This window comes from Vibrio tapetis subsp. quintayensis (genome assembly GCF_030409945.1).
In the GTDB taxonomy this organism is placed as follows: domain Bacteria; phylum Pseudomonadota; class Gammaproteobacteria; order Enterobacterales; family Vibrionaceae; genus Vibrio; species Vibrio quintayensis.
In genome coordinates, this window is the sequence record NZ_JAUFQV010000024.1 from 155,700 (window position 1) to 181,655 (window position 25,956).

The 25,956-nt window shown below is 45.6% G+C and carries 19 protein-coding genes; 5 read left to right on the forward strand and 14 right to left on the reverse strand.

What is annotated here, in order from left to right; translation table 11 throughout:
• Window positions 1–25: 25 nt before the first annotated feature.
• The 4 genes from QWZ04_RS09525 to fabB form a co-directional block, all read right to left on the reverse strand.
• Window positions 26–5,260 carry a FimV/HubP family polar landmark protein gene (locus QWZ04_RS09525; protein WP_290327322.1) on the reverse strand — a complete coding sequence of 1,745 codons (5,235 nt, stop codon included), beginning with the start codon at window positions 5,258–5,260 and terminating at the stop codon, window positions 26–28.
• Window positions 5,261–5,522: 262 nt separating this feature from the next.
• Window positions 5,523–6,536, reverse strand: a complete 1,014-nt coding sequence (locus QWZ04_RS09530; protein ID WP_290327324.1) for an aspartate-semialdehyde dehydrogenase — start codon at window positions 6,534–6,536, stop codon at window positions 5,523–5,525.
• Window positions 6,520–7,665, reverse strand: a complete 1,146-nt coding sequence (locus QWZ04_RS09535) for a 4-phosphoerythronate dehydrogenase (protein WP_290327405.1) — start codon at window positions 7,663–7,665, stop codon at window positions 6,520–6,522. The genes QWZ04_RS09530 and QWZ04_RS09535 overlap by 17 nt, the downstream gene beginning before the upstream one ends.
• 317 nt (window positions 7,666–7,982) lie before the next feature.
• Window positions 7,983–9,194 carry a beta-ketoacyl-ACP synthase I gene (fabB, locus tag QWZ04_RS09540; protein ID WP_290327326.1) on the reverse strand — a complete coding sequence of 404 codons (1,212 nt, stop codon included), beginning with the start codon at window positions 9,192–9,194 and terminating at the stop codon, window positions 7,983–7,985.
• Between the two features lie 128 nt (window positions 9,195–9,322).
• On the opposite strand from fabB, the gene mnmC reads away from it, so the two are divergent.
• Window positions 9,323–11,356 carry a bifunctional tRNA (5-methylaminomethyl-2-thiouridine)(34)-methyltransferase MnmC2/FAD-dependent 5-carboxymethylaminomethyl-2-thiouridine(34) oxidoreductase MnmC1 gene (mnmC, locus tag QWZ04_RS09545; protein WP_290327329.1) on the forward strand — a complete coding sequence of 678 codons (2,034 nt, stop codon included), beginning with the start codon at window positions 9,323–9,325 and terminating at the stop codon, window positions 11,354–11,356.
• A 103-nt stretch (window positions 11,357–11,459) separates the two neighbouring features.
• On the opposite strand, the gene QWZ04_RS09550 is transcribed toward mnmC, so the two are convergent.
• Window positions 11,460–12,389 (reverse strand): NADP-dependent oxidoreductase, encoded by a 930-nt coding sequence (locus QWZ04_RS09550; RefSeq protein WP_290327331.1) that lies wholly within the window; start codon window positions 12,387–12,389, stop codon window positions 11,460–11,462.
• Between the two features lie 58 nt (window positions 12,390–12,447).
• Window positions 12,448–12,870: an organic hydroperoxide reductase Ohr gene (ohr, locus tag QWZ04_RS09555; RefSeq protein WP_290327333.1), complete on the reverse strand. Its 423-nt coding sequence runs from the start codon at window positions 12,868–12,870 to the stop codon at window positions 12,448–12,450.
• A 149-nt stretch (window positions 12,871–13,019) separates the two neighbouring features.
• On the opposite strand from ohr, the gene ohrR reads away from it, so the two are divergent.
• A complete protein-coding gene (ohrR, locus tag QWZ04_RS09560; protein ID WP_290327335.1) occupies window positions 13,020–13,463 on the forward strand; it encodes a transcriptional regulator OhrR in 444 nt (147 codons plus the stop codon).
• Between the two features lie 57 nt (window positions 13,464–13,520).
• Here the strand turns inward: ohrR and QWZ04_RS09565 are convergent, their stop codons facing one another.
• The 3 genes from QWZ04_RS09565 to QWZ04_RS09575 form a co-directional block, all read right to left on the reverse strand.
• Window positions 13,521–13,781, reverse strand: coding sequence for a DUF5062 family protein (locus QWZ04_RS09565; RefSeq protein ID WP_102522687.1), 261 nt, complete (start codon window positions 13,779–13,781; stop codon window positions 13,521–13,523).
• A gap of 226 nt (window positions 13,782–14,007) precedes the next feature.
• Complete coding sequence (locus QWZ04_RS09570) at window positions 14,008–14,277, reverse strand: YfcL family protein (protein ID WP_290327407.1); 270 nt, start codon at window positions 14,275–14,277, stop codon at window positions 14,008–14,010.
• A gap of 23 nt (window positions 14,278–14,300) precedes the next feature.
• Window positions 14,301–14,831: an elongation factor P hydroxylase gene (locus QWZ04_RS09575; RefSeq protein WP_290327339.1), complete on the reverse strand. Its 531-nt coding sequence runs from the start codon at window positions 14,829–14,831 to the stop codon at window positions 14,301–14,303.
• Window positions 14,832–15,012: 181 nt separating this feature from the next.
• On the opposite strand from QWZ04_RS09575, the gene QWZ04_RS09580 reads away from it, so the two are divergent.
• Window positions 15,013–15,636 (forward strand): trimeric intracellular cation channel family protein, encoded by a 624-nt coding sequence (locus tag QWZ04_RS09580; RefSeq protein ID WP_290327341.1) that lies wholly within the window; start codon window positions 15,013–15,015, stop codon window positions 15,634–15,636.
• Window positions 15,637–15,756: 120 nt separating this feature from the next.
• Here the strand turns inward: QWZ04_RS09580 and aroC are convergent, their stop codons facing one another.
• Together aroC and prmB are read right to left on the reverse strand one after the other, a co-directional pair.
• Complete coding sequence (gene aroC, locus QWZ04_RS09585; protein ID WP_290327344.1) at window positions 15,757–16,842, reverse strand: chorismate synthase; 1,086 nt, start codon at window positions 16,840–16,842, stop codon at window positions 15,757–15,759.
• A 205-nt stretch (window positions 16,843–17,047) separates the two neighbouring features.
• Window positions 17,048–17,980: a 50S ribosomal protein L3 N(5)-glutamine methyltransferase gene (gene prmB / locus QWZ04_RS09590; protein WP_290327346.1), complete on the reverse strand. Its 933-nt coding sequence runs from the start codon at window positions 17,978–17,980 to the stop codon at window positions 17,048–17,050.
• Window positions 17,981–18,034: 54 nt separating this feature from the next.
• Here prmB and smrB point away from each other — a divergent pair, with 54 nt between their 5' ends.
• A complete protein-coding gene (gene smrB, locus QWZ04_RS09595; protein WP_290327348.1) occupies window positions 18,035–18,565 on the forward strand; it encodes an endonuclease SmrB in 531 nt (176 codons plus the stop codon).
• Between the two features lie 138 nt (window positions 18,566–18,703).
• Here the strand turns inward: smrB and sixA are convergent, their stop codons facing one another.
• Window positions 18,704–19,174, reverse strand: coding sequence for a phosphohistidine phosphatase SixA (sixA, locus tag QWZ04_RS09600; protein ID WP_290327350.1), 471 nt, complete (start codon window positions 19,172–19,174; stop codon window positions 18,704–18,706).
• A 254-nt stretch (window positions 19,175–19,428) separates the two neighbouring features.
• On the opposite strand from sixA, the gene QWZ04_RS09605 reads away from it, so the two are divergent.
• The gene (locus tag QWZ04_RS09605; RefSeq protein ID WP_290327352.1) at window positions 19,429–22,206 is read left to right on the forward strand and encodes an insulinase family protein; all 2,778 of its coding nucleotides are present in this window, start codon (window positions 19,429–19,431) and stop codon (window positions 22,204–22,206) included.
• A gap of 75 nt (window positions 22,207–22,281) precedes the next feature.
• Here QWZ04_RS09605 and fadJ read toward each other — a convergent pair whose 3' ends face one another.
• Window positions 22,282–24,393, reverse strand: coding sequence for a fatty acid oxidation complex subunit alpha FadJ (gene fadJ / locus QWZ04_RS09610; RefSeq protein WP_290327354.1), 2,112 nt, complete (start codon window positions 24,391–24,393; stop codon window positions 22,282–22,284).
• Window positions 24,393–25,700: an acetyl-CoA C-acyltransferase FadI gene (fadI, locus tag QWZ04_RS09615; RefSeq protein ID WP_290327356.1), complete on the reverse strand. Its 1,308-nt coding sequence runs from the start codon at window positions 25,698–25,700 to the stop codon at window positions 24,393–24,395. Before fadI ends, fadJ begins: the two co-directional genes overlap by 1 nt.
• Window positions 25,701–25,956: the final 256 nt, after the last annotated feature.

Here is a 25,956-nt window from a genome sequence, read left to right on the forward strand (position 1 = left end):
ACCTGTTTATCTCGCTATACCCGCTTTATGATTTGTTCAATTTATCAATAAGCGCTTTAGCTTCTCTACGAACATCATCATCGCCGTATACAATCGACTCTTCCAGTAACTTGATCGCACCTTCTGTGTCGTTCATTTCTACATAGATTTTCGCTAAGTCGAGCTTTCCTGCAGCTTCGCTGTTGTCATCAACGTCAAAAGGTTCAACCTCTCCCAGAACATCAGGGAACTCATTTAAACCGACATCCAATTCAAGCTCTTGCGCATCCAGATCTGGCTTCTCAATTTCAGCTTCTTCTCGTTCAACCTGAGCCATTAGCTCATCCACACTCATGAACGATTGATCTTCTTCTTGCTGATTCGATACATCCGGTTGATTAGACCAATCTTCAGCGTCAAGTTGCGGCTCATCAAGAGCTTCAAGGTTACCCCATGCTTCTTGATCTTCTTCCGGTACCTCTTCTGAGATAGACGCTTGTTGCTCTGGAGTGAGGTTAAAGCCATTCCAATCTTCACCACCCACATCAAGCATGGCTTCGATGTCTAGCCCTGCACTGTCTATCATCTCACTGTCTAGAGGCTGATCGAACGCAGGAAAATCACTCGTAGAGGGCTCAGATAACAGCTCTGCTACCGTTGCCGATTCATCAAATTGTTCAATTTCTTCAGCACTTATGGTGCGTTCTGACGCTTCATTAGTCGCGACTGGTTGTTCTATTTCAGCCTCTTGCGCGTCAAGCGCTGAGGTTTCGTCAAACACGCCCAGCTCATCATCGCTGATTTCTGGTAATTCCAACTCTTGGAAATCCAAATCAGACAGTTCAGTCACCAGCGGATCAGAAACCTCTACTTCAGCTTCTGGTTGCTCAAACTCTTCAGGCTCAAGCTCTGCAGGCTCAAGATCAATAGCATCTAACGCGGACTCTTCATCGAATACGCCCAGTTCGTCATCACCTATTTCAGGAAGATCTAACTCAGGCACCTCAGCGGTAGGCTGCTCAATTTCAGCTTCTGGCGTATCTAAAACCGCTGGTTCTGAAACTTCTGGCTTAGACAGCTCTGGTTCAGACACCTCTGGTTCTGACATCAGCGCTTCTGGTTGAACTGTTTCTTCCGGTACTAATTCAGGAGCTAGCTCTTCAGGGGCCGATTCATCAGGCGAAAATTCCTCTGAAGTTAGCTCTGCTGGTTCTAAATCGATGGCATCTAATGCAGACTCTTCATCGAATACGCCCAGTTCGTCATCACCTATTTCGGGAAGATCTAACTCAGGTACTTCATCGGCAGATTGCTCAACTTCAGCTTCTGGCGTCTCTAAAGCCGCTGGTTCTGAAACTTCTGTCTCTGACATCTCTGGTTCAGATATCTCTGGTTCTGACATCAGTGCTTCTGGTTGAACAGTTTCTTCCGGTACTAATTCAGGAGCTAGCTCTTCAGGGGCTGATTCTTCAGACGCAAATCCCTCTGGCGTCAGCTCTGCTGGTTCTAAATCAATGGCATCTAATGCAGACTCTTCATCGAATACACCTAGTTCGTCATCACCTATTTCGGGAAGATCTAACTCAGGTACTTCATCGGAAGGTTGCTCAATTTCAGCTTCTGGTAGTTCAGCTTCAACTGACGGCTCTGCCACCTCTTCAGCGGCTGCAGCTTCGATCTCATCATCCAATGCGTCCAAGTTGACATCATCAAAGTCCCAGTCGTCGTCTTGAGGCGTACCAAATTCATTTGGAATGGCTTCAGGCATTGGGTCAGCAGGTGCTTTTGCTGGCTCTGGCTCTGGCTCTGGCTCTGGCTCTGGCTCTGGCTCTGGCTCTGGCTCTGGCTCTGGCTCTGGCTCTGGCTCTGGCTCTGGCTCTGGCTCTGGCTCTGGCTCTGGCTCTGCAGGATTGAGTTCAACGTCAGGAGCGTCAACTGTTTCAGCATCAGAATTTAGAGTTTCTAACTCAGGTTCATCATCCAGATCCGACGTTTCGCCTTGATCTTGCGGGAATGATTCCTGTGCTTCTGGTTCAGAAGTTTCGTCCTCTAACGGCTCGGCTTCCGGCACTTCAAGGGGCGCGGGTTCAGTTGTGTCTTGTGGTTGTTCTTCAAAACCTGGCAGCTCGAGTTCTTCGTCTTCAACTTCGCTGTCTTGCTCTGTAAACGCTTCCGCTTGCCAGTCTTCTACTGGTTCAGACTGCTCCGACTCGGGAGCCATAGAGCTTTGCAGCGCACTTTCATCTAAAGATTTAGCCGCAACATCACTCATCTCTGCGCTACCGTCGCCAACATCAGAGGCTACGGGGCTTTCTATCGCTTGTTCAGCCGATGGTTCCGCGGCTATTTCAGAAGCGGGTTCGGTGACAGGAGGTTCATCAGGCAGTGGTTGTTCCTGCTCTGTTGCTTGCTCAGCCTCATTTTCTGCTAAATCTTGATCTGACGTAGTTGATGAATCCCAGTCATGATTTTCACCCATGAGTGCATCTAACGGCTCATCTTCATGGCCTTTTAGAGAGAAAGCAGAACTCGGGTCATCGATTGGTGCAGGCTGATAATCGGTGGTTTCTTCTACTGCTTCAATCTCTTCAACAGTATCAATACCCTCTGTGGCCTTAGATTCCGCTGACATTTCAGCGTCATCTGTAGGTTCTGCATCAGGCTCAGCTTGTTCCATCGCCTGATCCAATTGCTGCTCAAATGATGCTGTAGGTTCAGTGGGGTTAGCTTCCGGCTCTAATTGCCCTTCAGATTCAAAGCTGATTTCATCCGTTTCAATGTCTGATTCAGCTGCTTGATCGGCCGGTTTATCTTCAAGCTCATCAAAGACCTCATCCAGTAAGTCTGCGCTATCTGAATCAATAGCCGACTTATTATCTTCACCTAGAACATCTTCAAGTAAATCGGTGCTGTCTTGATCCAGTTCAGGCATATCATCGCTTTCACCCAATACATCGTCTAATAAGTCGATGCTATTTTGGTCAAGCTCTGGCGTGTCGTCGCTTTCGCCAAGTACATCATCTAATAAATCAATGCTGTTTTGATCAAGCTCTGGTGTATCGTCGCTTTCGCCAAGTACGTCATCTAGTAAGTCGATACTGTTTTGATCAAGCTCTGGCGTGTCGTCGCTTTCGCCAAGTACGTCATCTAACAAATCAATGCTGTTTTGATCAAGCTCTGGTGTATCGTCACTTTCGTCAAGTACGTCATCTAATAAATCAATGCTGTTTTGATCAAGCTCTGGCGTGTCATCGTCGCTTTCGCCAAGTACGTCGTCTAATAAGTCGATGCTGTTTTGATCAAGCTCTGGTGTATCGTCGCTTTCGCCAAGTACGTCGTCTAATAAGTCGATGCTGTTTTGATCAAGCTCTGGCGTGTCATCGACGCTTTCACCAAGTACGTCGTCTAATAAGTCGATGCTGTTTTGATCGAGCTCTGGCGTGTCATCGGCGCTTTCACCAAGTACGTCATCTAATAAGTCGATGCTGTTTTGATCAAGCTCTGGCATGTCATCGACGTTTTCACCAAGTACGTCATCTAATAAGTCAATGCTGTTTTGATCAAGCTCTGGCTCCGAGCCTGCTTCAGCAATAAGGTCATCAATTGAGTCTTGGTCATCACTTAAATCGAAATCCGTGCCCATCAACTCATTGATTAAGTCATCATCGGATTGTTCAGAGGTTGAATTTGCCGCTAATAAGTCATCGATTTCTGATGCATCAGCTTCCGCACTCTCGGATTCTCCGTCAGACAGTAATGTACCAAAATCGAGATCGTCTTCTCCCTCAGTCGCATCTACTCCAGCGAATAGGTCATCAAGCATGGATTGATCAAGCGTTTCAGCTTCTAGCTCTTCTGTTGGGGCATCGCCTGCAAGTAATGCATCAATGTCGTCATTCGACATGCCCATGTCTTCATCGGCTAAATCAAACTCACTGTTTAGCAAGTCTTCTTGTTCGATTTCAGGTTCAATATCATCTAGGGCACGAGCCATTTCATCGAGGCCTAGTGCCTGCTCATCGCCATCAACGCTAATACCTGTTGCACTTTCTTCTAAATCGTCAATTTCCGCTCCCAGCTCGCCATCATCCCCAATGCCTGCAAATGGGTCATCACCATCTTCGTCATCTAGGTTGAAGTCTAGGTCGCCGTCATCTAGGTTACCGAAGATGTCATCATCCGCTGCGTTGTCATCACCTGTAGGTTCAGACTCGTCACCAAATAGCTCGTCATCTAGGCTCAGTTCAGAATCGTCAATCTCACCAATGAGCTCATCTTCTAAGTTAATCTCTTCAAGCTCATCGGTTGGTTCTGGAACCGGCTGAACTGGCGCTTCTTTTTGCTCTGCCGTTTCGTCTGTGTCGTCACGTTTACGATTCAATAGCAGAACGACGATCAAGCCAATCAATAAGCCAGGTATCAGTGCTAGTGCGCCCAATAGCAATGGATTCGACATAATGCGTTCCATCATAGAAGGGGCATTTTGCTCCATTTCTAGCTGCTTCATTCTTTCTGCGGCAAGCAGCTTTTCAACTTCTAATCGAATTCTATCTTCGTCACTAAGCTCTTCTTTTAGGTTCTCAACTTCATTTTGTACATCTGAGAGCATCAATCTTAACTGGTGATTTTTTTCTTCCAGCGACATCAGCTCAGCTTCTGACATATTGAGCTTGTCTTTTAAGTCTCCTGCGCCTGTATCGGTGACTTTGGCCGTGCTTGCTGGTTGTGGCTTCACAGGCTCCGTTTTAGCCACGTTATTTTTCGCTGTTTCGCTCTGCGCCGTGCTTGGTTTACTTGGTGTTACTGGCTTGGTTTCAGCATTTGACGTTGCTGGTTTCACGACACGAATTTGGGGTTTGTTCAAACGAGCTTGGTGAGAGGCCATCACTTTAACGGCGTCTGCGGTCGATTCCGATTGAACTTGTTCGAGTGAAGGGATTCTTAACGTGCTGCGAGGAACCAGTGTATGGATATTCTGGTTTTCGAAAGCTTGTGGGTTTAAGCGATATATAGCCAGCAAGGTTTGTTGTACAGAAAGGCTATTGGCTGGCCTTAGTTGTGTTGCAATACTCCACAGGGTTTCATTACTGCCTGTAGGGCCATAAAACAAAGACGGCTCATTGGCCGAAGCACTCGGATTAAATTGCTCAGAAAATCGTGGCGAAGTGGTAACTTCTCCATTGGAACCAACTATTCTGATAGCTTCAGCTTGGACTACTGAAATTTGAGTCGAGACTATCAGAAGCAAGGGCGTTAAAAAACGCTTAAGAAATTGATGCATATAAGGTCAGCTTTCTTGCTCTGTATGACTGAATAATAATGTGATCTACTAAATATATCGGATAAATACTGTAAAACTATAGGGTCAGACGTAAAAAATGTGTGTCTAGATTGATATTCGTACCATTCTGACTTAAAAAAACGCACTTCGTACATTTATGCAGCGTCAAAAAAGCCTTACATACAGAGAGCATGTAAGGCTGTAATTTGAACCTTTGGTTGCCAGCTTACTTATCTACGACAAGATGCGGCAAGCAATATGCTTAGAAATAGTCGCGTATCAACACTTCCGCAATTTGTACGGCGTTAGTTGCCGCACCCTTACGAACATTATCAGCCACAACCCACATATTAATACCGCTATGGTGACTAATATCGTTGCGAATACGGCCAACCATTACGTTGTCTTTACCACCCGCATCACGAACTTGAGTTGGGAAATCTTGGTCTTGGAATACTTCAATGCTTTCGCTATCAGACAACAACTGTACGACTTGTTCTGCACCAATCGGAGCTCGTGTCTCAATATGCAACGATTCTGCATGGCCATAAAATACCGGAACGCGAACACAGGTAGGGTTTACCATGATAGAAGCGTCGTTCAGAATTTTTTGTGTTTCCCACACCATTTTCATTTCTTCACGAGTGTAACCATTTTCTGCAAACTCATCGATTTGCGGAATGCAGTTGAACGCGATTTGCTGACTAAACGCCTTTTCTTCAGCAGGACGGCCATTCAATAGGCTCGCCGTTTGACCTGCTAATTCATCAATGCCCGCTTTACCAGCACCAGATACCGATTGGTAAGTTGAAACATTAATGCGTTCAATGCCCACTTCATCGTGAATCGGTTTAAGAGCAACCAACATTTGAATCGTTGAACAGTTTGGGTTTGCGATGATGTTGCGGTTACGAAACTCAGCAATCGCTTCTGGGTTTACTTCTGGAATAACCAGAGGTACATCATAGTCGTAACGGAACTTAGAGGTGTTATCGATAACCACAACGCCTTCATCAGCAGCAATGGGTGCCCACTTTTCAGAAAGATCGCCACCAGCAGAAAATAGCGCAATATGAACTTGAGACCAGTCGAAATCTTCAACGTTCTGCACTTGCACAGACTTACCGTTAAAACGAGCGGTTTTACCTTCGCTTCGCTCACTTGCTAGCAAGAAAATTTCGCCTACAGGGAAGTTTCTTTCTTGCAGAACTTCAAGAATAGTTTCACCGACTGCGCCTGTCGCACCTAATACTGCAACGTTAAATTCTTGGCTCATTTCTCACCTCAATTTGAAAACCTAATTTAGCCAGCGGTTCAAGATTACACTCTTGATTGCCAACTAATGTGATTGCACTGTACTCGCGTCTGTCCCAGTATTGCTTGCGCATTTCATCAAACGCACCAGGATTTTCTATCTGACGGCGAAAAAGTGCATCGTCTTGGCGCACATCATAAATCAACTGAGTTAAATTGTGCAGTGTTGTGTGATCCCACTCTCGTTCTAATTGCACTCTAGGTACGGGGGCTACCGGTAATAAGTCCGCGGCATCAGCCCTTTCCGTTCGATTCAAAAACTGACAATAAGTGTTATAAATCATGGTGGTACCACGTGCTTTACCCTCTAATCCGTAACCTGCCACATGGGGGGTCGCAAAAGAAAGTAGCGGTAATAAATTCATGTCGACTTCTGGTTCAAATTCAAACACATCCAGTGCCGCGCAGAAGCCATCTTGTATTTGTAGGCGATTCTTCAATGCTTGGTTGTCTACTACAGGCCCGCGAGCGGCATTAATCAGGATTTGATTCGATCTCAATTTGCTCAGGCGAGCTTCATCCATTAAATGGTGCGTTGGGTAGTTGCCATCTTTGGTGATCGGTGTATGCAAGGTGATGACGTCTGATTTCTCAAGTAATTCATCAAGGGGAGTGAATGCTCGATCATCACCCTCAGCCTGCTTAGGCGGATCGTTTAACAACACTGAAATGCCCATGCCTTGCAAACAGTTAGCCAAGTAGCTCCCGACTTGCCCCGCACCGACAATGCCAACGGTTTTATCAAAGATAGAAAAGCCTTGTTGCTGAGCCAATACCATCAGCACGCTGATCGCATATTCGGCCACACCCACTTTGTTGCAACCAGGGGCGGCGCTAAAGGCGATGTTTCTTTCAGCTAACAGTGCTTGGTCAACGTGATCCATACCTGCGGTCGCTGTACCAACAAATTTCAGTTTATTGGCTTTAGCAAGTAATTTGGTATTCACTTTGGTCACTGAGCGGATCATCAGTGCATCAACATCAATTAGATCATCAGCAGTCAGAGTGCGTCCTGACTTCATCTCTACATCGGCAAGCTGGCTAAACAATGCCTGTGCATACGGCATGTTTTCATCGATCACTATTTTCATGGGCTTAGATTGGGCAAGGTAACGAGTCGTAGGCCGATTGTGCATTATTTCCAGACAAAAAAATAGCTAAGCCGAAGCCTAGCTATTTGGCAGTGTATGGTTAGCTGTACAATGACAGAGCCCGCCGCAGATTCACCTACTATAGCCAGGCCATGACTGCCGACATCTCCTGTGATCTAGCGCGCGATATTACACCCATAAAAAAACCGACCCCATATAGAGGTCGGCAATATCCAGAACAAAAGGACTGTGCCCCGCTCTCCTGGGGCATGGTCTGCGTCTGGTGGATCAGCTGAGCTAATCCGCCCTGGAAAACGTTAGTCTTGGTATTTTTTAATCACAAGCGTTGCGTTTGTGCCACCAAAACCGAAGCTATTCGACATCACTGTAGTTAGCTCTTGCTCGCGCATTTCAGTCACGATATCTAGGCCTTCGCCCGCTTCATCTAGAGTGTTTACATTGATGCTTGGTGCAACAAAGTTGTTTTCTAGCATAAGAGTCGAGTAGATAGCTTCATGAACACCAGCTGCACCCAGTGCGTGACCTGTCATTGCTTTCGTTGCTGAAATCGCTGGGCTGTTACCACCAAAGACTTCTTGGATAGCACCAAGCTCTTTTACGTCACCAACAGGAGTAGATGTACCGTGAGTGTTCACGTAATCAACGCCGTCGACTTCTTGCATTGCCATCTTCATACAACGTACTGCGCCTTCACCTGAAGGGGCAACCATATCGTAGCCGTCTGATGTCGCGCCGTAACCCACGATTTCACCGTAGATTTTCGCACCACGCGCTAATGCGTGTTCTAATTCTTCAACTACCAGCATGCCGCCGCCACCAGAGATAACAAAACCATCGCGGTCTGCATCATAGGTACGAGAAGCCAATTCTGGCGTTTCGTTGTATTTCGTTGATAGTGCGCCCATTGCATCGAACATCATCGTTAATGTCCAATCAAGCTCTTCACCACCACCTGCAAACACAACATCTTGTTTGCCAAGTTGAATAAGTTCCATTGCATGACCAATACAGTGTGCAGATGTTGCACATGCAGAGCTCATTGAGTAGTTCACACCACGGATTTTAAATGGCGTTGCAAGACATGCTGAAACAGTAGAAGACATAGTACGAGGTACCATGTATGGACCGATACGCTTCACGCCTTTCTCACGTAAAGTATCAACAGCGATCGCTTGGTTCAATGAAGATGCGCCGCCTGAGCCTGCCACGATACCTGTGCGGTCGTTAGAAACTTGGTCTTCTGTTAGGCCTGAGTCTGCAATTGCTTGCTCCATTGATAGGTACGCGTATGCCGCAGCTTCACCCATAAAACGCATTTTCTTGCGATCGATGTGCTCTGCTGGGTTCATTTTCAGATCGCCCCAAACTTGAGAACGCAGTCCTTTTTCTTTGAACTGCTCAGAAGCGGTGATGCCTGATTTGCCAGTTTTAAGCGACGCCAGTACTTCTTCAACGTTATTACCAATACTGGAAACAATACCCATACCAGTGATGACGACTCGTTTCATGTGACATTCCTATAATTCAAAAATCCGTAAGATGATAACCAAGTTACCGAACAAAAGTGGTCAGCTTTCCCAGAAATCCGTACAATCTCGACTACTTTAAGCCAAATAACCCCAAGATCAAACCTATTATGACGACGATAAAGAACGCAATACTCGACTGGAATGAAGCCGGAACCCCAGTTTCCGATCAATTTGATGATGTGTACTTTTCTAACGTTAACGGCCTTGAAGAAACCCGTTATGTGTTCCTCAAGCAAAATCACCTGCCTGAACGTTGGACTGATTTCGATCAACGACGCTTTGTTATCGCCGAAACTGGGTTCGGAACCGGGCTGAATTTTTTGGCAGCATGGCATCAATTTGAACACTTTAGGCACCAAAATCCTGACGCCAAATTGAAAGAGTTGCATTTCATTAGTTTTGAGAAATTCCCAGTCAGCAAAGCAGATTTAGTCAAAGCGCACCAAGCATGGCCTGAGCTCGCAAAGTATGCCGAGCAGCTTCACGAGCATTATCCAATCGCCGTGCCAGATTGCCACCGTATCATCCTAGCCGATGGCTCTATCACGCTCGATTTATGGTTTGGCGATATTAAGGATTGCATGCCAAGCGTGCCTACCAATCAAGATGGCATTGTTGATGCGTGGTTCCTAGATGGTTTCGCGCCAAGCAAAAATCCAGAAATGTGGAATCAAAACCTATTCAACGGAATGGCTAAACTGGCTAAACAAGATTGCAGCTGCGCCACATTTACTGCCGCAGGTTTTGTACGCAGAGGGCTGATTGAAGCCGGTTTTGATATGAAAAAAGTCAAAGGCTTTGGTACAAAACGGGAAATGATTGCAGGCTCACTGAGTACGAAGAAATCACACACTAATATTAAACCGTGGTTTTACCGAAGCTCCCCCAATCACGTAGATGATGTCGCCATCATTGGCGGCGGTGTGGCCAGCGCCTCGCTTGCTGCATGCTTAGCCAAACGTGGCGTTAGAGTCAGCTTGTATTGTGAAGATGATCGAGCAGCACAAGGGGCTTCTGGTAACCGACAAGGTGCCGTCTACCCCCTTATCAACCGCTCTCATACTGGTGCGTCTCGCGTTTTTGCCCCGGCGTTTTTGTTTGCTCGCCAGTTTGTAAACCAAGCGGCTCTGTATCTCGATTTCGACTACGATTGGTGCGGCGTCACTCAGCTAGGCTGGGATGAAAAAGCGCAAACCAAGCTCGATAACATGATGGAGGCCGGCCTTGATGCTGAACTTCTTCACGCACTGACACCAGAACAGACGAATGAAAAACTGGGATTAGATGTCGACGTGGCCAGTGTTCACTATCCACTCGGCGGCTGGCTGAGTCCCGCGCAATTAACACAAGGTTTGGTTGCCGATCTCACCAACAAAAAGCAACTGACGGCGCACTTTAATCACTCAATTACTGAAATCAGCCAATTAAACGATGGGTGGCAGCTTTCTGGCACCAATCAACAGGGCGAAACGATCCATCATCAACACCAATGCGTTGTGGTCGCCAATGGCCATCAATTCACTCGATTTGAGCAAACCCAGCCGATCCCGGCGACGGCTGTAAAAGGGCAAGTGAGTCATATTCCGACCACCGAGACACTGAAACACTTAAAAACAGTATTGTGTTACGACGGTTATATGACGCCACAAAACCCAAACAATCAGCACCATTGCATCGGAGCAAGTTACGACAAAGACAATATCGACCAAGAATTTGATCTTGATGCTCACGCCGATAACAGCGCAAAGCTCACTAAATGTTTGCCTAACCAAGCATGGACAAAAGAGGTCGATGTAAGCGGCAACCTAGCACGCCAAGGGGTTCGCTGTGTTACGCGAGATCACCTGCCGTTTGTTGGCCAAGTGGCCAATTTTGACAAATTGCGTAACGCATATTGGGATTTAGCATCATTAGCGGAAGAAGAAGCCGTGCCGGTTCCAAGTTACGACAACTTGTATTGCTTTGTTGGGTTAGGCTCTCGCGGTTTAAGCTCTGCCCCGTTAATGGCCGAGACGTTGGCCTCCCAGATATGTGGCGATCCACTGCCTATGTCGACAGAAAGTTTAGAGAAAATACACCCGGCCAAAATGTGGGTCCGCAAGCTACGTAAGGGCAAAGCATTAGTCGAGCGAAAAGCGTAACCTAAATTCCAGCAACCGCACTAAACAAAAAAGCCAGCCAGTACGAGCATAAACACTCGTACTGGCTGGCTTTTCGTTTGAATAACCGTTATTCGGATGGAGCTTAGTTCACATCAATAACAATCTTGCCACGAGTACGGCCAGATTGGCTTTGCAGATGTGCTTCCGCAATTTGTTCTAGAGGAAAGCGGTGCTCAATAAGTGGCTTGAGTTGATCGAGTTCAACCAGCTTATTAAGTTCTTTGAGAATGCGGCTGCTCGGCTCAATAAACACAAATGCAGAACGAGCATTGTGCTCTTTTGCGACTGTCTCATCAGGCTGATCCACCACTGAAACTAAAATGCCACCTTCTTTCAGTAACGACCAAGATTGTTTCTGTACGTCGCCACCCATGGTATCGACCACAATATCAACGGCTTCTATCTGCTCACTCAGCGGAGCTTTTGAGTAATCAACCGCTTGGTCTGCACCAAATTCGACCAGAAGCGCCTGGTTTGCAGCAGATGCGGTAGCAATTACTGTTGCACCTTTTGCTTTTGCGATTTGGATAGCCAAGTGCCCTACACCACCCGCCCCAGCATGTACTAATACACGCTGGCCTTCTTGAACATCAGCAACATCAACTAAGCATTGCCATGCCGTAATGCCTGCTAATGGCAGGGCTGCAGCTTGAGCAAAATCGAGCTTGGTTGATTTAAGCACTGCTTCGTCTGCTTTTACAGCAATGTAATCTGCGTAGCTACCATTGCGATTGATAGCTGGACGACTGAATACTTCATCACCCACGTTAAACTCAGTAACATTGGCACCGACTTCTGCAACTACGCCTGACACATCCCAGCCCAGAGTGAATGGCATTTCGTAAGGAATAAACGCTTGTAGATACCCTTCGCGAATTTTCCAATCAACCGGGTTAATAGCCGCTGATTTTACCAGCACTAGAATATCATCAGCATTAATCGCTGGCTTTTCCACTTGTTGTAATTGTAGCTTTTCAACGCCACCGTATTGTTGAATTTGAACTGCGCGCATAGGTTTCTCCAAGAATTTATTATTTATGTAATCGTAGTATTAGGCTTGAATTTTACTCTTAAAGATCAACGCCATTTACGCTAAGTTTTACATCAATGTTTCCACGAACTGCGTTTGAATACGGGCAAACTTGGTGAGCGGTTTGAACTAGCTTCACCGCTTGCTCTTGCTCTAAATCCAACTCAACGGACAAGCTTACCGATAAAGCAAAACCGCCTGTTTCATTGGGACCAATACCAACGGTTGACGTTGTTGGCGCAGACTTAATAGCCACCTTAGTTTCACGAGCCACGTGCAGAATCGCATTAGAGAAGCACGCCGCATAGCCAGCGGCAAATAACTGCTCTGGATTGGTTGCTTCACCCGAACCACCCATTTCTTTTGGATAGCTCAGATCAACCGCCAGCTTATTGTCATCAGTTGAAACGTGACCGTTACGACCAGCGAGTGCTTTTGCAGATGTAGTGTAGAGTGCTTTCATGATTCGTTCCTTTTTGTATTCATTATTATTTAATTGTAAATTGCCATCAATTTAATTGTGCACAACTTTATTTTCAATAATAGTAATTGAATCTAATCAGGTGTGCAAGTATATTGTGCACAATTAGTTTAAATTGAGTGATACCAGCTATGACAGATTCTTCTAAAGACGCTCATCTACTGTTAGATAACCAAGTGTGCTTTTCTCTCTATAGCGTCTCGAACGCCATGAGCAGAGCCTATCAGCCAATGCTGAAAGCTCTGGATTTAACTTACCTTCAGTACATTGTGATGATGATATTGTGGGAGGAAAAATCAATGAACGTTAAAGAGCTGGGGCAAAAGACCCGGTTAGACTCAGGAACATTAACGCCATTACTTAAGCGTTTGGAAGTGAAAGGGTATGTCACCCGAACACGCAGCCAAGAAGACGAACGAATTCGGATTATTGGTCTGACGGAACAAGGCTTACTATTGCGAGAACAAGCAAAAGACATCCCGTCTAACATGATGTGTATGTCAAAAATGGACATTGAACAACTACAACAGCTGAAACAAGATTGTGATCGGTTACTAGATAACCTGACGAACTAGCGTATTCAAGCATTAAAAAAGAACGCATATCGCGTTCTTTTTTTGTTTTGAAAATACTCATTTAAGAGGATCATTATCCGGCAGCGCCTTATGTATCCACATCGCCAATCGTTTTTTAACGCTCGGCCCATCCAGTTTGTCTTCCGGCAGTGGTGCGATCTGATTCACTCCAACTAAAAATAAGTACACCGCTTCAGTCTTTAACGGTGGTGGAGACATAGGTAAATCAAACCCTTGCAGTTTCGCCATTTTACAACCGACTTCTAGAGCCTTTTTCACTAACTTGTCTTCGTTGCGCAGCTTAGTCGTTTTCGACATATCATCGCCTTCCTTTATATCGATTGAATAATCAGTATATCAAACAGCGAACCCTGCATGGGCATATTCATCTCAAAACTCTCGCATATTCTCACCTCGATATCCCAGACGTGTACTGACTCACACTGCGATATGTCCTGCTCGATTTTTCCTTGCTATTTTCAGGCTCTCGGCCAAAAAAAAAGAGCGCATCAGCGCCCTTCTAAATTCTCTTATCTGAAATCAACTAAGCTTGCGCAGAATGCATTAGCTGCTGCCAAATATCCATGACTATGATGCTGTCAGCAGGGGTCAGTTCAGATTTTGCCTGCTCGATGCTTTGTTCAACACGAGCTTGAAGCTGTGCTATTTCTGTTTCACCTTCGTTTTCACAAGCGGCTGCCGCCAATGAAATATGGCCACGTAAGTAACCACCAGCGAACAGTTCGTCATCCGATGCCGTTGTGACGGTTGCATCAATTAAAGTCAGTAATTTCTCTTCAAACTCAATAATCATCATGGTCTCTAATTTATTTACTTTTATTTCACTATAAACTGCGTCACGTCCAGTGGAGCGACATGGTAAAACGATCTTAGCGCTTCCGACAGTTGTTTCACACGAATCGGCATGCCTTGCTCTAAAATCAGGCCGACTTCCTTGTGAACTTTCTGCATAAAGGCAATTCTATCTGGTTCAAAATCGCCATGTAGATTGTCACAGCTTACGTTAAATGGAAAGCCCGCACTCACAGACAATATCCATTCATAAGCTTGAGGCCGAATTTCAACTTTCTCGAATTCTGATTGAACCTGTTCTGTACGTCCATCAGGTTCATACCAGTAACCAAAGTCTTCTAGTAAGCGGCGTTTCGGGCCAGCCACACACCAGTGGGCGATTTCATGAAGTGCTGACGCATAAAACCCACGAGCAAAAACAATACGATGATGTGGATTTTTATCGTCCGCAGGCAGATAGACAGGTTCATCCCCCCCTAGCTCCAGCTTGGTATTGTATTCATTTAAAAAAGTGCGATTAAACACATCAATCATATCTTGGTATTGGAAATTCATTTTGGGTAATTATCAATAAACTTAGGGTGTATTTTCCTTGCTTTGGCGCATTTGTAAAGCCATGGAATTTCTTTGTAAAATAGCATTAGATTTTCTAATGGAAAGTCACCGCGATTTTGCTCGCATTATTGTCTTAACCCCACTAGAATTGCGTTTTTCTTGCAGCTTGGTGTATTAAAAAATGTTGTTAAGTGTTCTCTACGTCATAGGCATCACAGCGGAAGCGATGACTGGAGCGCTCAGTGCTGGGCGTAAAAACATGGATTGGTTTGGTGTAATGTTTGTCGCAAGTGCAACGGCCATTGGCGGTGGCACCGTGCGTGATATTTTATTGGGTCACTACCCACTGACTTGGGTGAAACATCCCGAGTTTTTGGTTATCACCTGTGTGGCAGGGGTTCTCACCACTGGCGTTGCTAAGTGGGTGATCAAGTTGAAAGGCTTGTTCATTCGATTAGATGCATTAGGCCTAATTGTATTTAGTATTATCGGCACTCAGGTTGCGATTGATATGGGGCTTCATCCAGTAATATGTGTGGTTTCGGCCATTGTTACCGGGGTTTTTGGTGGCCTATTACGTGACCTTATTTGCCGACAGTCGCCGTTGGTGTTACACCACGAGCTTTATGCATCCGTTGCTATGATTGCATCTATCATGTACCTAACTTTACTGCATTTTGAAGTCGATGACGTAACCAGCACGCTTGCTACGCTTGTTGTTGGTTACTTACTGCGCATGGCCGCGGTAAGATTTAAGTGGCGATTGCCTTCATTTCAATTGGAAGGTGAAGGGTCTTTGCATTGAGAGTTGAAGTTCTAAAAACTAGATTTAAGAGCGACATGCAAAAGGTTAAATGAATAAAAAATCCCCAACGGCTTAGGCGGTTGGGGATTTTTATTTTAAAGCTATAAAACAGGCTGTGTACTAGATCTTAGGGGTTTCGGTTGTTACGCCGAAGTTTTGGCCACGATGACGCAGTAAGTGATCGAGCAGTACAATCGCGAGCATGGCTTCGGCGATAGGTACGGCACGAATGCCTACGCATGGGTCGTGACGGCCCTTGGTGATCAATTGAGTCGGTTCACCTGCACGGGTGATGGTATCTCCAGGCACTGTAATACTTGAGGTTGGCTTAAGCGCAATGCTGGCTACAATATCTTGCCCTGTTGAAATGCCACCTAAAATACCACCAGCATGGTTACTGCTGAAGCCTTCAGGCGTTAATGGATCACGGTGTTCGCTGCCTTTTTGATTCACAACGTCAAAGCCATCACCGACTTCCACGCCTTTTACAGCATTGATACTCATCAGAGCATGGGCAATATCCGCATCAAGGCGATCAAAGATTGGCTCTCCAAGACCGACAGGAACATTAGTAGCTACAACACAAAGTTTAGCTCCAATGGAGTCGCCTTCTTTTTTAAGGCCACGGATTAGTTCATCCAATGCGTCTACTTTATCGACGTCTGGGCAGAAAAATGCGTTATTTTCAATCTCGTCCCAGTCGACTTTATCAATAGTGACATCGCCCATTTGAGATAAGTAAGCGCGCACTTCCACACCAAATTCTTGTTTCAGATATTTCTTAGCAATCGCACCGGCAGCAACACGCATGGCCGTTTCACGCGCCGACGAACGGCCGCCGCCTCGGTAATCACGTACACCATACTTTTGGTGGTAGGTATAATCAGCATGTCCTGGACGGAACTTGTCTTTAATCTCAGAATAGTCTTTAGAACGCTGATCGGTGTTTTCAATCAGCAGACCAATTGACGTGCCTGTTGTTTGCCCTTCAAATACACCCGCAAGAATTTTCACTTCATCAGCTTCACGACGCTGTGTAGTGTATTTTGATGTTCCTGGCCGGCGACGGTCTAAATCGACCTGAAGATCGGCTTCAGTGAGCTCTAACCCTGGTGGGCAGCCGTCAACAACGCAACCCAATGCGATACCGTGGCTTTCACCGAATGTCGTTACACGAAAATGTTGTCCAATGCTGTTTCCTGCCATTACTTCCTCTGTGCGTATCAAGAATGATGATAGCCGTGCTCACTCACTCTTGATTACGTTTAATTCAATTTTTCGTGCTTTCATAGTGTCGTTATACGGTTTGCTTGTAAAGCCCCTAAAAACAAAAAACGCCAGCAAATTAGGCTGGCGTTCGGTATTTTTGATGTTGTTTTGCAGTCGACGTTACTTCATCGATGCCTGTTTCTTAGTCGATGTACAGTGCAAATTCTGCTGCATGCTCGACCAGTTGTGCACGAGTGAGCATAAACACACCGTGACCACCGTTAGAGAACTCAATCCAAGTAAACGGAATGTCTGGGTATTGATCCATCATGTGCACCATAGAGTTACCTACTTCACACACCAAGATGCCGTCGTCTGTTAGGTAGTTTGGTGCATTGGCGAGAATACGGCGAACTAATTTAAGACCGTCTGTACCCGCAGCAAGACCCAACTCAGGTTCATGAGTGAACTCTTCCGGCAAGCTGTTCATATCTTCTTCGTCTACATAAGGCGGGTTCGATACGATCAGGTTGTATTTATCTTTCGGTAAATCGCGGAACAGATCAGAGCGGATAGGGAAAACTTGCTGCTCCATGCCGTGGTCTTGAATGTTTTGCTCGGCAACTTCTAGCGCATCAGTAGAAATATCGATAGCATCGACTTCAGCTTCAGGGAATGCGTGAGCACAAGCAATCGCGATACACGCACTGCCCGTACATAGGTCCATAATGCGAACAGGCTCTTCCACCAACCAAGGTTGGAATTGCGCTTCGATTAACTCACCAATTGGCGAACGTGGCACAAGCACACGCTCATCTACGAAAAACTCTAAACCACAGAACCAAGCTTTATTGGTTAAGTAAGCCGTTGGTGTACGCTCATTAATACGGCGCACCACACGCTCTACAATGCGTAAACGTTCACTGCTTGTTAGGCGAGAATTTAAAACATGTGGCGGAACATCAATAGGAAGATACAAGGTCGGCAAGATTAGTTGAACCGCCTCATCCCACGCATTATCAGTACCGTGGCCATAAAAAAGTCCGGCCGCATTAAAGCGACTTACAGTCCAACGAATCATATCTTGAAGCGAATGTAGCTCAGAAACCGCTTCTTCTACAAAAATCTTATCCAAATTTGCCTCCGAATAGCGTTACAATGGTGCTATTCCTATTTGTTTTAGAACCCCATGAGCAAGAAAGACACCGACATAGACGATGACTTCGCCTTATTTAAAGGCGCCGTACAGGGCGTAAAAAAGTTGCAACAGGATACCATAATCCAGCAACCAAACCGAAACCCGATACAAAAAGAAGTCCAACGCACAAAAAAAGAAGCCTCCGACAACGAGTTTTTCTTCTCAGATGAGTTTGTCCCGCACCTTAGCGAAGACGGACCGACCCGTTACGCGCGTTCAGATGTGTCTAAATTTGAAGTAAAGCGATTGCGCCGCGGTGTTTACGTGCCTGATGTGTACCTGGATATGCATGGCATGACGCAGCAAGAAGCAAAACGAGAATTAGGCGCGATGATCGCCCATTGTATTAAGGAAAGCGTAGATTGTGCTTGCGTCATGCATGGCATTGGCAAACACATCTTAAAACAAAAAGTACCACTCTGGCTGGCACAACACCCTGATGTGATGGCCTACCACCAAGCTCCATTAGAGTTCGGCGGCAATGGCGCATTGTTGGTGTTGCTAAGCATTCCGGATAGATAGGGTAGTTAAGTTCTAAAAGCTAGGTGCGAAAAGCTAAGTAGAGCAAAGTGCAAAAGTGCAAAAGTGCAAATAAAGAACGCACAATCTCGCCTTTAGCACTTCGCCTTTAGTACTTCGCTTTTAGCACTTCCCCCCGCCTTACGGATGAATATGCCATGCAAATTCACCCTTACCACTTTGGGCGTCAAAGTTCGCGCAGACTAGCCCTGACGTTGGAAACATCGGCGGTGGCATGTCAGTGACAAATTCTGATGTTAGATAACCGACCAAAGGCAGGTGCGAAACCAGCAAGATAGACTCTAGTGATTGAGTTTCGGCTAATGCGCACACGTAGTCGTATACGTCTTCGGAATCTCCGTAGGGCGTAATGTCGTCACACGTTTCTACTCGACCATCTTTAGCAGAAAAAACTTGGGAGATTGTTTTCCAAGTTTGCTGCGCTCGAATGTATGGGCTAACAAGCACCAAATCAAACGTTTGATGTCCTTGCTTTGAACAAGCTTTAGCCACCAACAAAGACTGGTCAATACCACGCTGAGTTAACTCACGCTCTGAGTCTCGGCTTGCAAACATTTCTGCTTCACCATGACGCATAATAAATACTTTCATACTGTGTTCCCGTAATGATTCTAAGCCAGAGTGATCCAATTAAACCTGACTTAGTACTGGTTACTACTGCTGACGGGAGAGTGTTGTTACCTAACAAAGGCAACAAACCGTGCACTCACTTTCACTAAGTATATCCCATTCGGTGTACAAGACTCTGACTGCGTTAACAAACCATTTAAAAAAAACAGCTTTCAGTTTGCAGCACGTCATAACCTAGTCATAATTAAAGCAATTGCATTTTCGGAGACCTTCTCGTGCATCTCAGCCCTAATGACAATAATCAATACCGCTACATCACACTAGATAACGCATTACGCGTACTTCTGGTTCAAGATGATCAAGCACAAAAATCTGCGGCAGCACTGGCGGTGAATGTTGGACACTTCGACGATCCCTCTGACCGCGAAGGTCTGGCTCATTTCTTAGAGCACATGTTGTTTTTGGGTACAGAAAAATACCCGAAGACAGGAGAATTTCAAGCATTTATTAGCCAACACGGTGGTAATAACAACGCTTGGACAGGCACCGAGCATACCTGTTTCTTTTTTGATATCACCCCAACCGCTTTCGAACGTGGTTTAAAACGCTTTAGCCAATTTTTCATTAGCCCTCTTTTTAATGAAGAAGCGTTAGATAAAGAAAGAGAAGCGGTCGACTCTGAATATCGCCTAAAATTAAAAGACGATATGCGCCGCCTTTATCAGGTTCATAAAGAAGTCGCTAACCCTGAGCACCCTTTTTCAAAATTTTCTGTCGGTAACTTCGAGACCCTTGGCGACAGAAACGGCCAGTCGATCCGCGCAGAAATCATCGATTTTTATCAACAGCAATACTCTGCCGATTTAATGACGCTGACCTTAGTTAGCTCGCACTCTTTAGATGAAATGCAACAATGGGTCGAATCTCTATTCAGCCCTGTCATCAATCGTCATAAACACGGCAAAGCCACCTTAGTTCCGCTCACTCGCCCAGAGCAAAAAGGCTGCTATATTCAAATTGAACCTGAAAAGGACAGCAGAAAACTGTTACTCGCGTTCGCACTACCGAGCATGGATGCGCACTATGGCACCAAACCTATGTCTTATTTCGCCCACTTACTCGGTGATGAAGCAGAAGGCAGCTTGATGCTGTATTTAAAGGAACTCGGATGGATTAACAGCCTCGGTGCTGGCGGCGGCATGAGTGGCAACAACTACCGAGAATTTACGGTAAGTTGCACACTAACCCCTGAGGGTCTAAACCACATTGATGACATTGTTGAAACCGTATTTGCTTACCTTCAACTCATTAGAGAGTCAGGCTTTCAGCCATGGCGCTACCAAGAAAAACAAGCGGTACTCGAATCGGCATTTCGTTTTCAAGAATCAACTCGCCCGCTGGACTTAGCCAGCCATTTAGTGATGAACCTGCACCATTATCCAGAAGAAGACGTCATTTATGGCGACTACAAAATGGCGCATTATGATGAGAAGTTATTAAGCGAAGTTTTTGACTATTTCAACGTTGAGAATTTAAAGCTGTCTGTCATCGCCAAGGGCCTAGAATGTGACACTTTGGCCAAATGGTACGATGCCCCTTACTCTGTATTGCCTTTCAATGAAAATCAAACTGCACGCTGGAATAATGCATCGCTCAACGCCAAATTGAGTTTGCCAAAAGAAAACCCCTATATCTGCTACGACCTTGACCCAATGCCACTAGAGGGAGACGTTACGATCCCAACAATGCTAGAGGAATTATCTGGCTTTCGTCTATGGCATTTACAAGAGCCTGAGTTTCGTGTTCCGAAAGGCGTTGTCTATTTGGCAATAGACAGCCCTCACGCGGTATCGACACCAAGAAACATTGTGAAAACGCGTTTATGCGTAGAAATGTTTTTAGATTCTTTAGTCAAAGAAACCTACCAAGCTGAAATCGCTGGCATGGGTTACAACATGTACGCGCACCAAGGTGGTGTCACCCTAACGCTAAGTGGTTTTAGCCAGAAACAATCTCAATTACTTGATGTTATTTTAACGCGATTTGCCACACGAGAATTTAGCCCTCAGCGATTTGAAATCATCAAACAACAAATGCTACGCAACTGGAAGAACGCCGCTAAAGACCGTCCCGTTTCTCAGTTATTCAATAGCTTAACAGGGCTACTTCAACCCAATAACCCACCGTTTCCAGTTTTAATCGAAGCATTAGAGTCCATTGAAGTCGACGAACTGCCTTCTTTTGTCGAAAGCATTCTGGCTGAACTGCATGTGGAACTGTTCGTTTACGGTGACTGGCAAAAACAACAAGCCCAAACGTTAGCTAAAACGATTAAATCAGCACTTCGTGTGGAAGATCAACGCTACGAAGAATCCTTACGCCCGCTGATTATGCTCGGTGAGCATGGCACGTATCAGCGAGAAGTTTTTTGCGACCAAGCAGACTCTGCGATCGTCATTTACTATCAGTGCCCAGAGGTCAACCCTCGAAACATTGCGCTTTACTCTCTTGCGAATCATTTGATGTCTGCAACATTTTTCCATGAAATCCGTACTAAGCAACAACTGGGCTATATGGTCGGCACAGGCAATATGCCACTTAACCGCCACCCTGGTATTGTGCTTTATGTGCAATCTCCTAAGGCAGCCCCTATCGAGCTATTGTCTGCCATTGATGAGTTCCTCAATGCCTTTTACATGGTGTTATTAGAGCTGAATGAATACCAATGGCAAAGCAGTAAAAAAGGCCTATGGAATCAAGTAGCAACGCCAGACAACAACTTACGCGGGCGAGCGCAAAGATTGTGGGTAGCAATTGGCAATAAAGATGAAGAGTTTCGCCAGCGCGAACAAGTGCTAGAAGAACTCAAAGGGCTCACTCGTTCTGAGATGATTCGATTTATCGTGAGCATACTCAAACCTCGCACAGCCAACCGCTTGATCATGCATAGCCAGGGCAACGAGCATGAAGAAGTGGAAGTACTCAACGTAGGGCAAGAAATTGGCTCTGTTGAAGAGTTTCAGCTACGACCTAAAGATGTTGATTTAGGTTAAAGGCGGAAGGCGTAAATAATTAGGGCTACCAATGGTAGCCCTAATTTCATTTTAATCACTGTATTCTATGCGGGTTTAATCGTAGAAACGCGCATCACTACCCGCTCTCGTTAATAAACCGTCACAAGGTGCGAACCTGTCACCGTATTTCTCGGCAAAGTTGTTCATGATGCTCACTAACTCTTTGGTGCCAATTTGATCCATATAACGGAATGGGCCACCTAAGAATGGAGGGAAACCGATACCGAAAATAGCCCCAATGTCGCCATCTCTTGCGCTGCGAATGATACCCTCATCTAAACAGCGAACTGCTTCGTTCAACATTGGCAACACACAACGTAGTGCGATGTCTTTTTCTGGTAGTTTCGCTTCTGGTTGAAGTTTCAATAGCTTATAAACGCTTTTATCCACTTCTTTCTTTTTGCCGTTATAGCTGTAGAAGCCTTTACCGACTTTACGCCCTTTGCGGCCGTCATTAAGCAACACATCAAAGACTTCTGGAGCCTTAAATCGCGCCCCTAGCTCTTCGACCAAGATTGGCATGATCTTCGCGCCAATATCAACGCCAACTTCATCAAGCAGCGCTATTGGCCCGACAGGGAAACCGAAATTAAGCAAAGCATTATCAAGTTGCTCGATAGGCTCGCCGCCCAACAACACTTGTGCAGACTCATTCATGTACGGCGCTAATATTCGGTTTACATAGAAACCGGCTTTATCCGCCACAACGATGGGTGTTTTGCCTTGCTTACGTGCCAATTCTACCGTGGTTGAGATAACTTCATCAGAAGTTCCTTCATGTGGAATAACTTCCACCAACGGCATTTTTTCTACCGGGCTAAAGTAGTGCAGGCCGATGACATTTTCAGGGCGCTGCGCCTCTGCAGCAATTTGGTGGATAGGCAGTGAAGAAGTATTCGTGGCGAAGATAGTACGTTCATTGCCGTATTGCTCTATCTCTTTAACCATGCCTTGTTTCAAGGCAAGATCTTCAAATACCGCTTCAATCACCATATCGGTGTTTTTAAACGCGGTGTAATCCGTACCACCAGACAGCTGAGACATTCGATACTGCAGCTCGGCTTTGGTTAAAATTCGGCGTTTTTTCTGCTTATTAAGCAGCTTGTAATTGTAATTAATTGCTCCTAACACACCGTCGTTAGAAACATCTTTAATTCGCACTGGCACTTTAGCTTTAGATACGGATACGTGGCTAATACCCGCTCCCATAAGGCCACCGCCAAGCACACCAACACGAGAAACCAAACGTGGCTTTTCATCCGTGCCATTTTCTTTCTTCATTTCTGTTGTCGCAAAGAAAATAGAACGTAATGCTTTAGATTCATTGCTCATGCACAACACACCAAAACGTTTGGCTTCGTTTTCCAAACCTTTTTCGATACCGTGTTCTAAACCATAAGCAATAACATCTAAGATGGCGTCAGCAGCCGGATAATTGCCACGAGTTTTGGCAAGTGTCTTCTTGCTTGCTTGATCAAACACAAAATTTCTACCGAATTTCACACCAGAAAGCAGACGCTCTTTGGTCGCCAGTTTACGTTTTGCCTTTTTACCAGAGGCATACTTCTTGGCAACTTCCAATAAAATAGATTCAGGTACACAAGCATCAACCACACCCAACTTATTCGCTTTTTTCGCTCTTAGCTGTTTACCAGTCAAAATCAAATCTAAACTTGGCAGTAAACCGATTAAACGAGGTAGCCTTTGTGTACCACCCGAACCGGGCAGCAAACCAAGCTGAACTTCAGGTAAACCAAGGCGCGTTTTGTCTGAATCACTACATACTCGGTAATCACAAGCCAGTGCAAGCTCTAAGCCCCCGCCTAAACAAGGACCGTGGATTGCAGAAACCACAGGGAAAGGTAACGCTTCAAGCTGGTTAAACATTTGCTGACCTTGAGCGGCTAGGCCTTGAGCTTCTTCAGCTGTTGTACAAGCGTCTAGCATGCGTACATCAGCGCCTGCAACAAAGTTGTCTGGTTTCAAGGAATGAATAATTAAACCAGATACTTCATGTTTTTTAGCTTCAAGTTCCATCAAGATGGTTTGCATCTCTTCAGTAAACTGAGCTTGAAGGGTATTCATCTTTTCGCCGGGCACATCAATCGCAAGCCATGCAAGGCCTTGGTCATCAATGGTTAATTGAAATGCGTTTTGATTACTCATTATTCTACCTCCAATACCATTGCTGCACCTAAACCACCCGCAGCACAAGCTGTGTTCAGTGCCAGACCACCACCGCGTCTTTTTAGCTCACGCAATGTTTGTGTCATCATACGTGCGCCAGTCGCAGCAAACGGATGTCCGTAAGCCAAAGAACCGCCTAACACATTAAATTTTTCCATGTCGATTTCGCCAATCGCTTTATCACGGCCTAGCACTTCTTGAGCGAATTTATCGCTAGCAAACATTTTTACATTCGCCAATGTTTGCGCTGCAAAGGCTTCGTGCATATCGATGAGCGTGAGGTCATCTAATGTGATCCCTGCTCTGTCTAAGGCGATAGGCGTTGCGTGAGATGGGCCCATCAGCATGTCTTCATGCACATCAATGGCAGAAAAAGCATACGAACGAATGTAGCCTAATATTTCGAGGCCGAGCTCTTTCGCTTTACCTTCTCTCATCATCAGAACGGCTGCCGCACCATCGGTCAATGGCGTACTGTTTGCCGCCGTAACACTACCGTTCTTACGGTCAAAGGCTGGGCGCAACTTTGCGTAACCCTCTACCGTAGAATCGGTACGGATGTTGTTATCGGTATCAATCCACTTTTTGTAAGGTTCAGGGAATGCAGTCATCACTTCATCACGGATCTTACCATCAGCCCATGCTTGCGCCGCCAAGGAATGCGAACGGTGAGCCAAAGCGTCTTGCTCTTCTCGTGTTATTCCATGGGTTTTCGCCATCTGTTCAGCAGTCTGGCCCATAGAAATACCGGTGGAATACTCAGCAACGGCTGGAGGAACAGGCATCAGATCTTTGAACGACAATTTACTCAAAATAGACAGCTTTTGGCCAGACTTTCGAGCTTTACTCAACGCCAATAATGAAGAAGCCAGCTTTTTTGAAACGCCAATAGGCAAAACCGAGGAAGAATCAGCACCACCGGCAATACCAACATCAATAGTGCCTGCAATAATGCTCTCAGCCACATTTGCTGCTGCCTGGAAGCTCGTAGCACAAGCACGGGTTACGCTATATGCATCGGTTTTAACGTCCATACCCGTGCCAAGAACGATTTCACGAGCGATATTCGGCGCTTCAGGCATTTGTACAACCTGACCAAACACAACTTGATCGACAATAGCGGGGTCAACATCCGCTCGCGTTAGCATTTCGCTCACCACCATTTTGCCTAAATCAACCGCTGGTACATGACCAAACTCAGTGCTTTGACGTGCGAATGGTGTGCGTAAACCTGCGACTATCGCGATACGCTCACCCGATCGTGTGGTTAAATCCTGTATGCCCATTGTGTCTCCTTGCTTGAGAGGTCAGACCTGTATATGTAGCAAAAATGTTATCAGATTAAAACATATGTTTAAATCACTTTTTACGCCAGAGCGTGACCAACTGCAAGAATAGGAGGAATAAGCGGATCGTTTTTGGGCTGTATCGTTTAATTTGTCGCTTTTGTCAGACAACGAAAAATAAGAAAGGGTGCTAGAATGGAAAATAATGTGACTGATAAAAAAAAACCACACATATTTGTGTGGTTGGAATCGATAT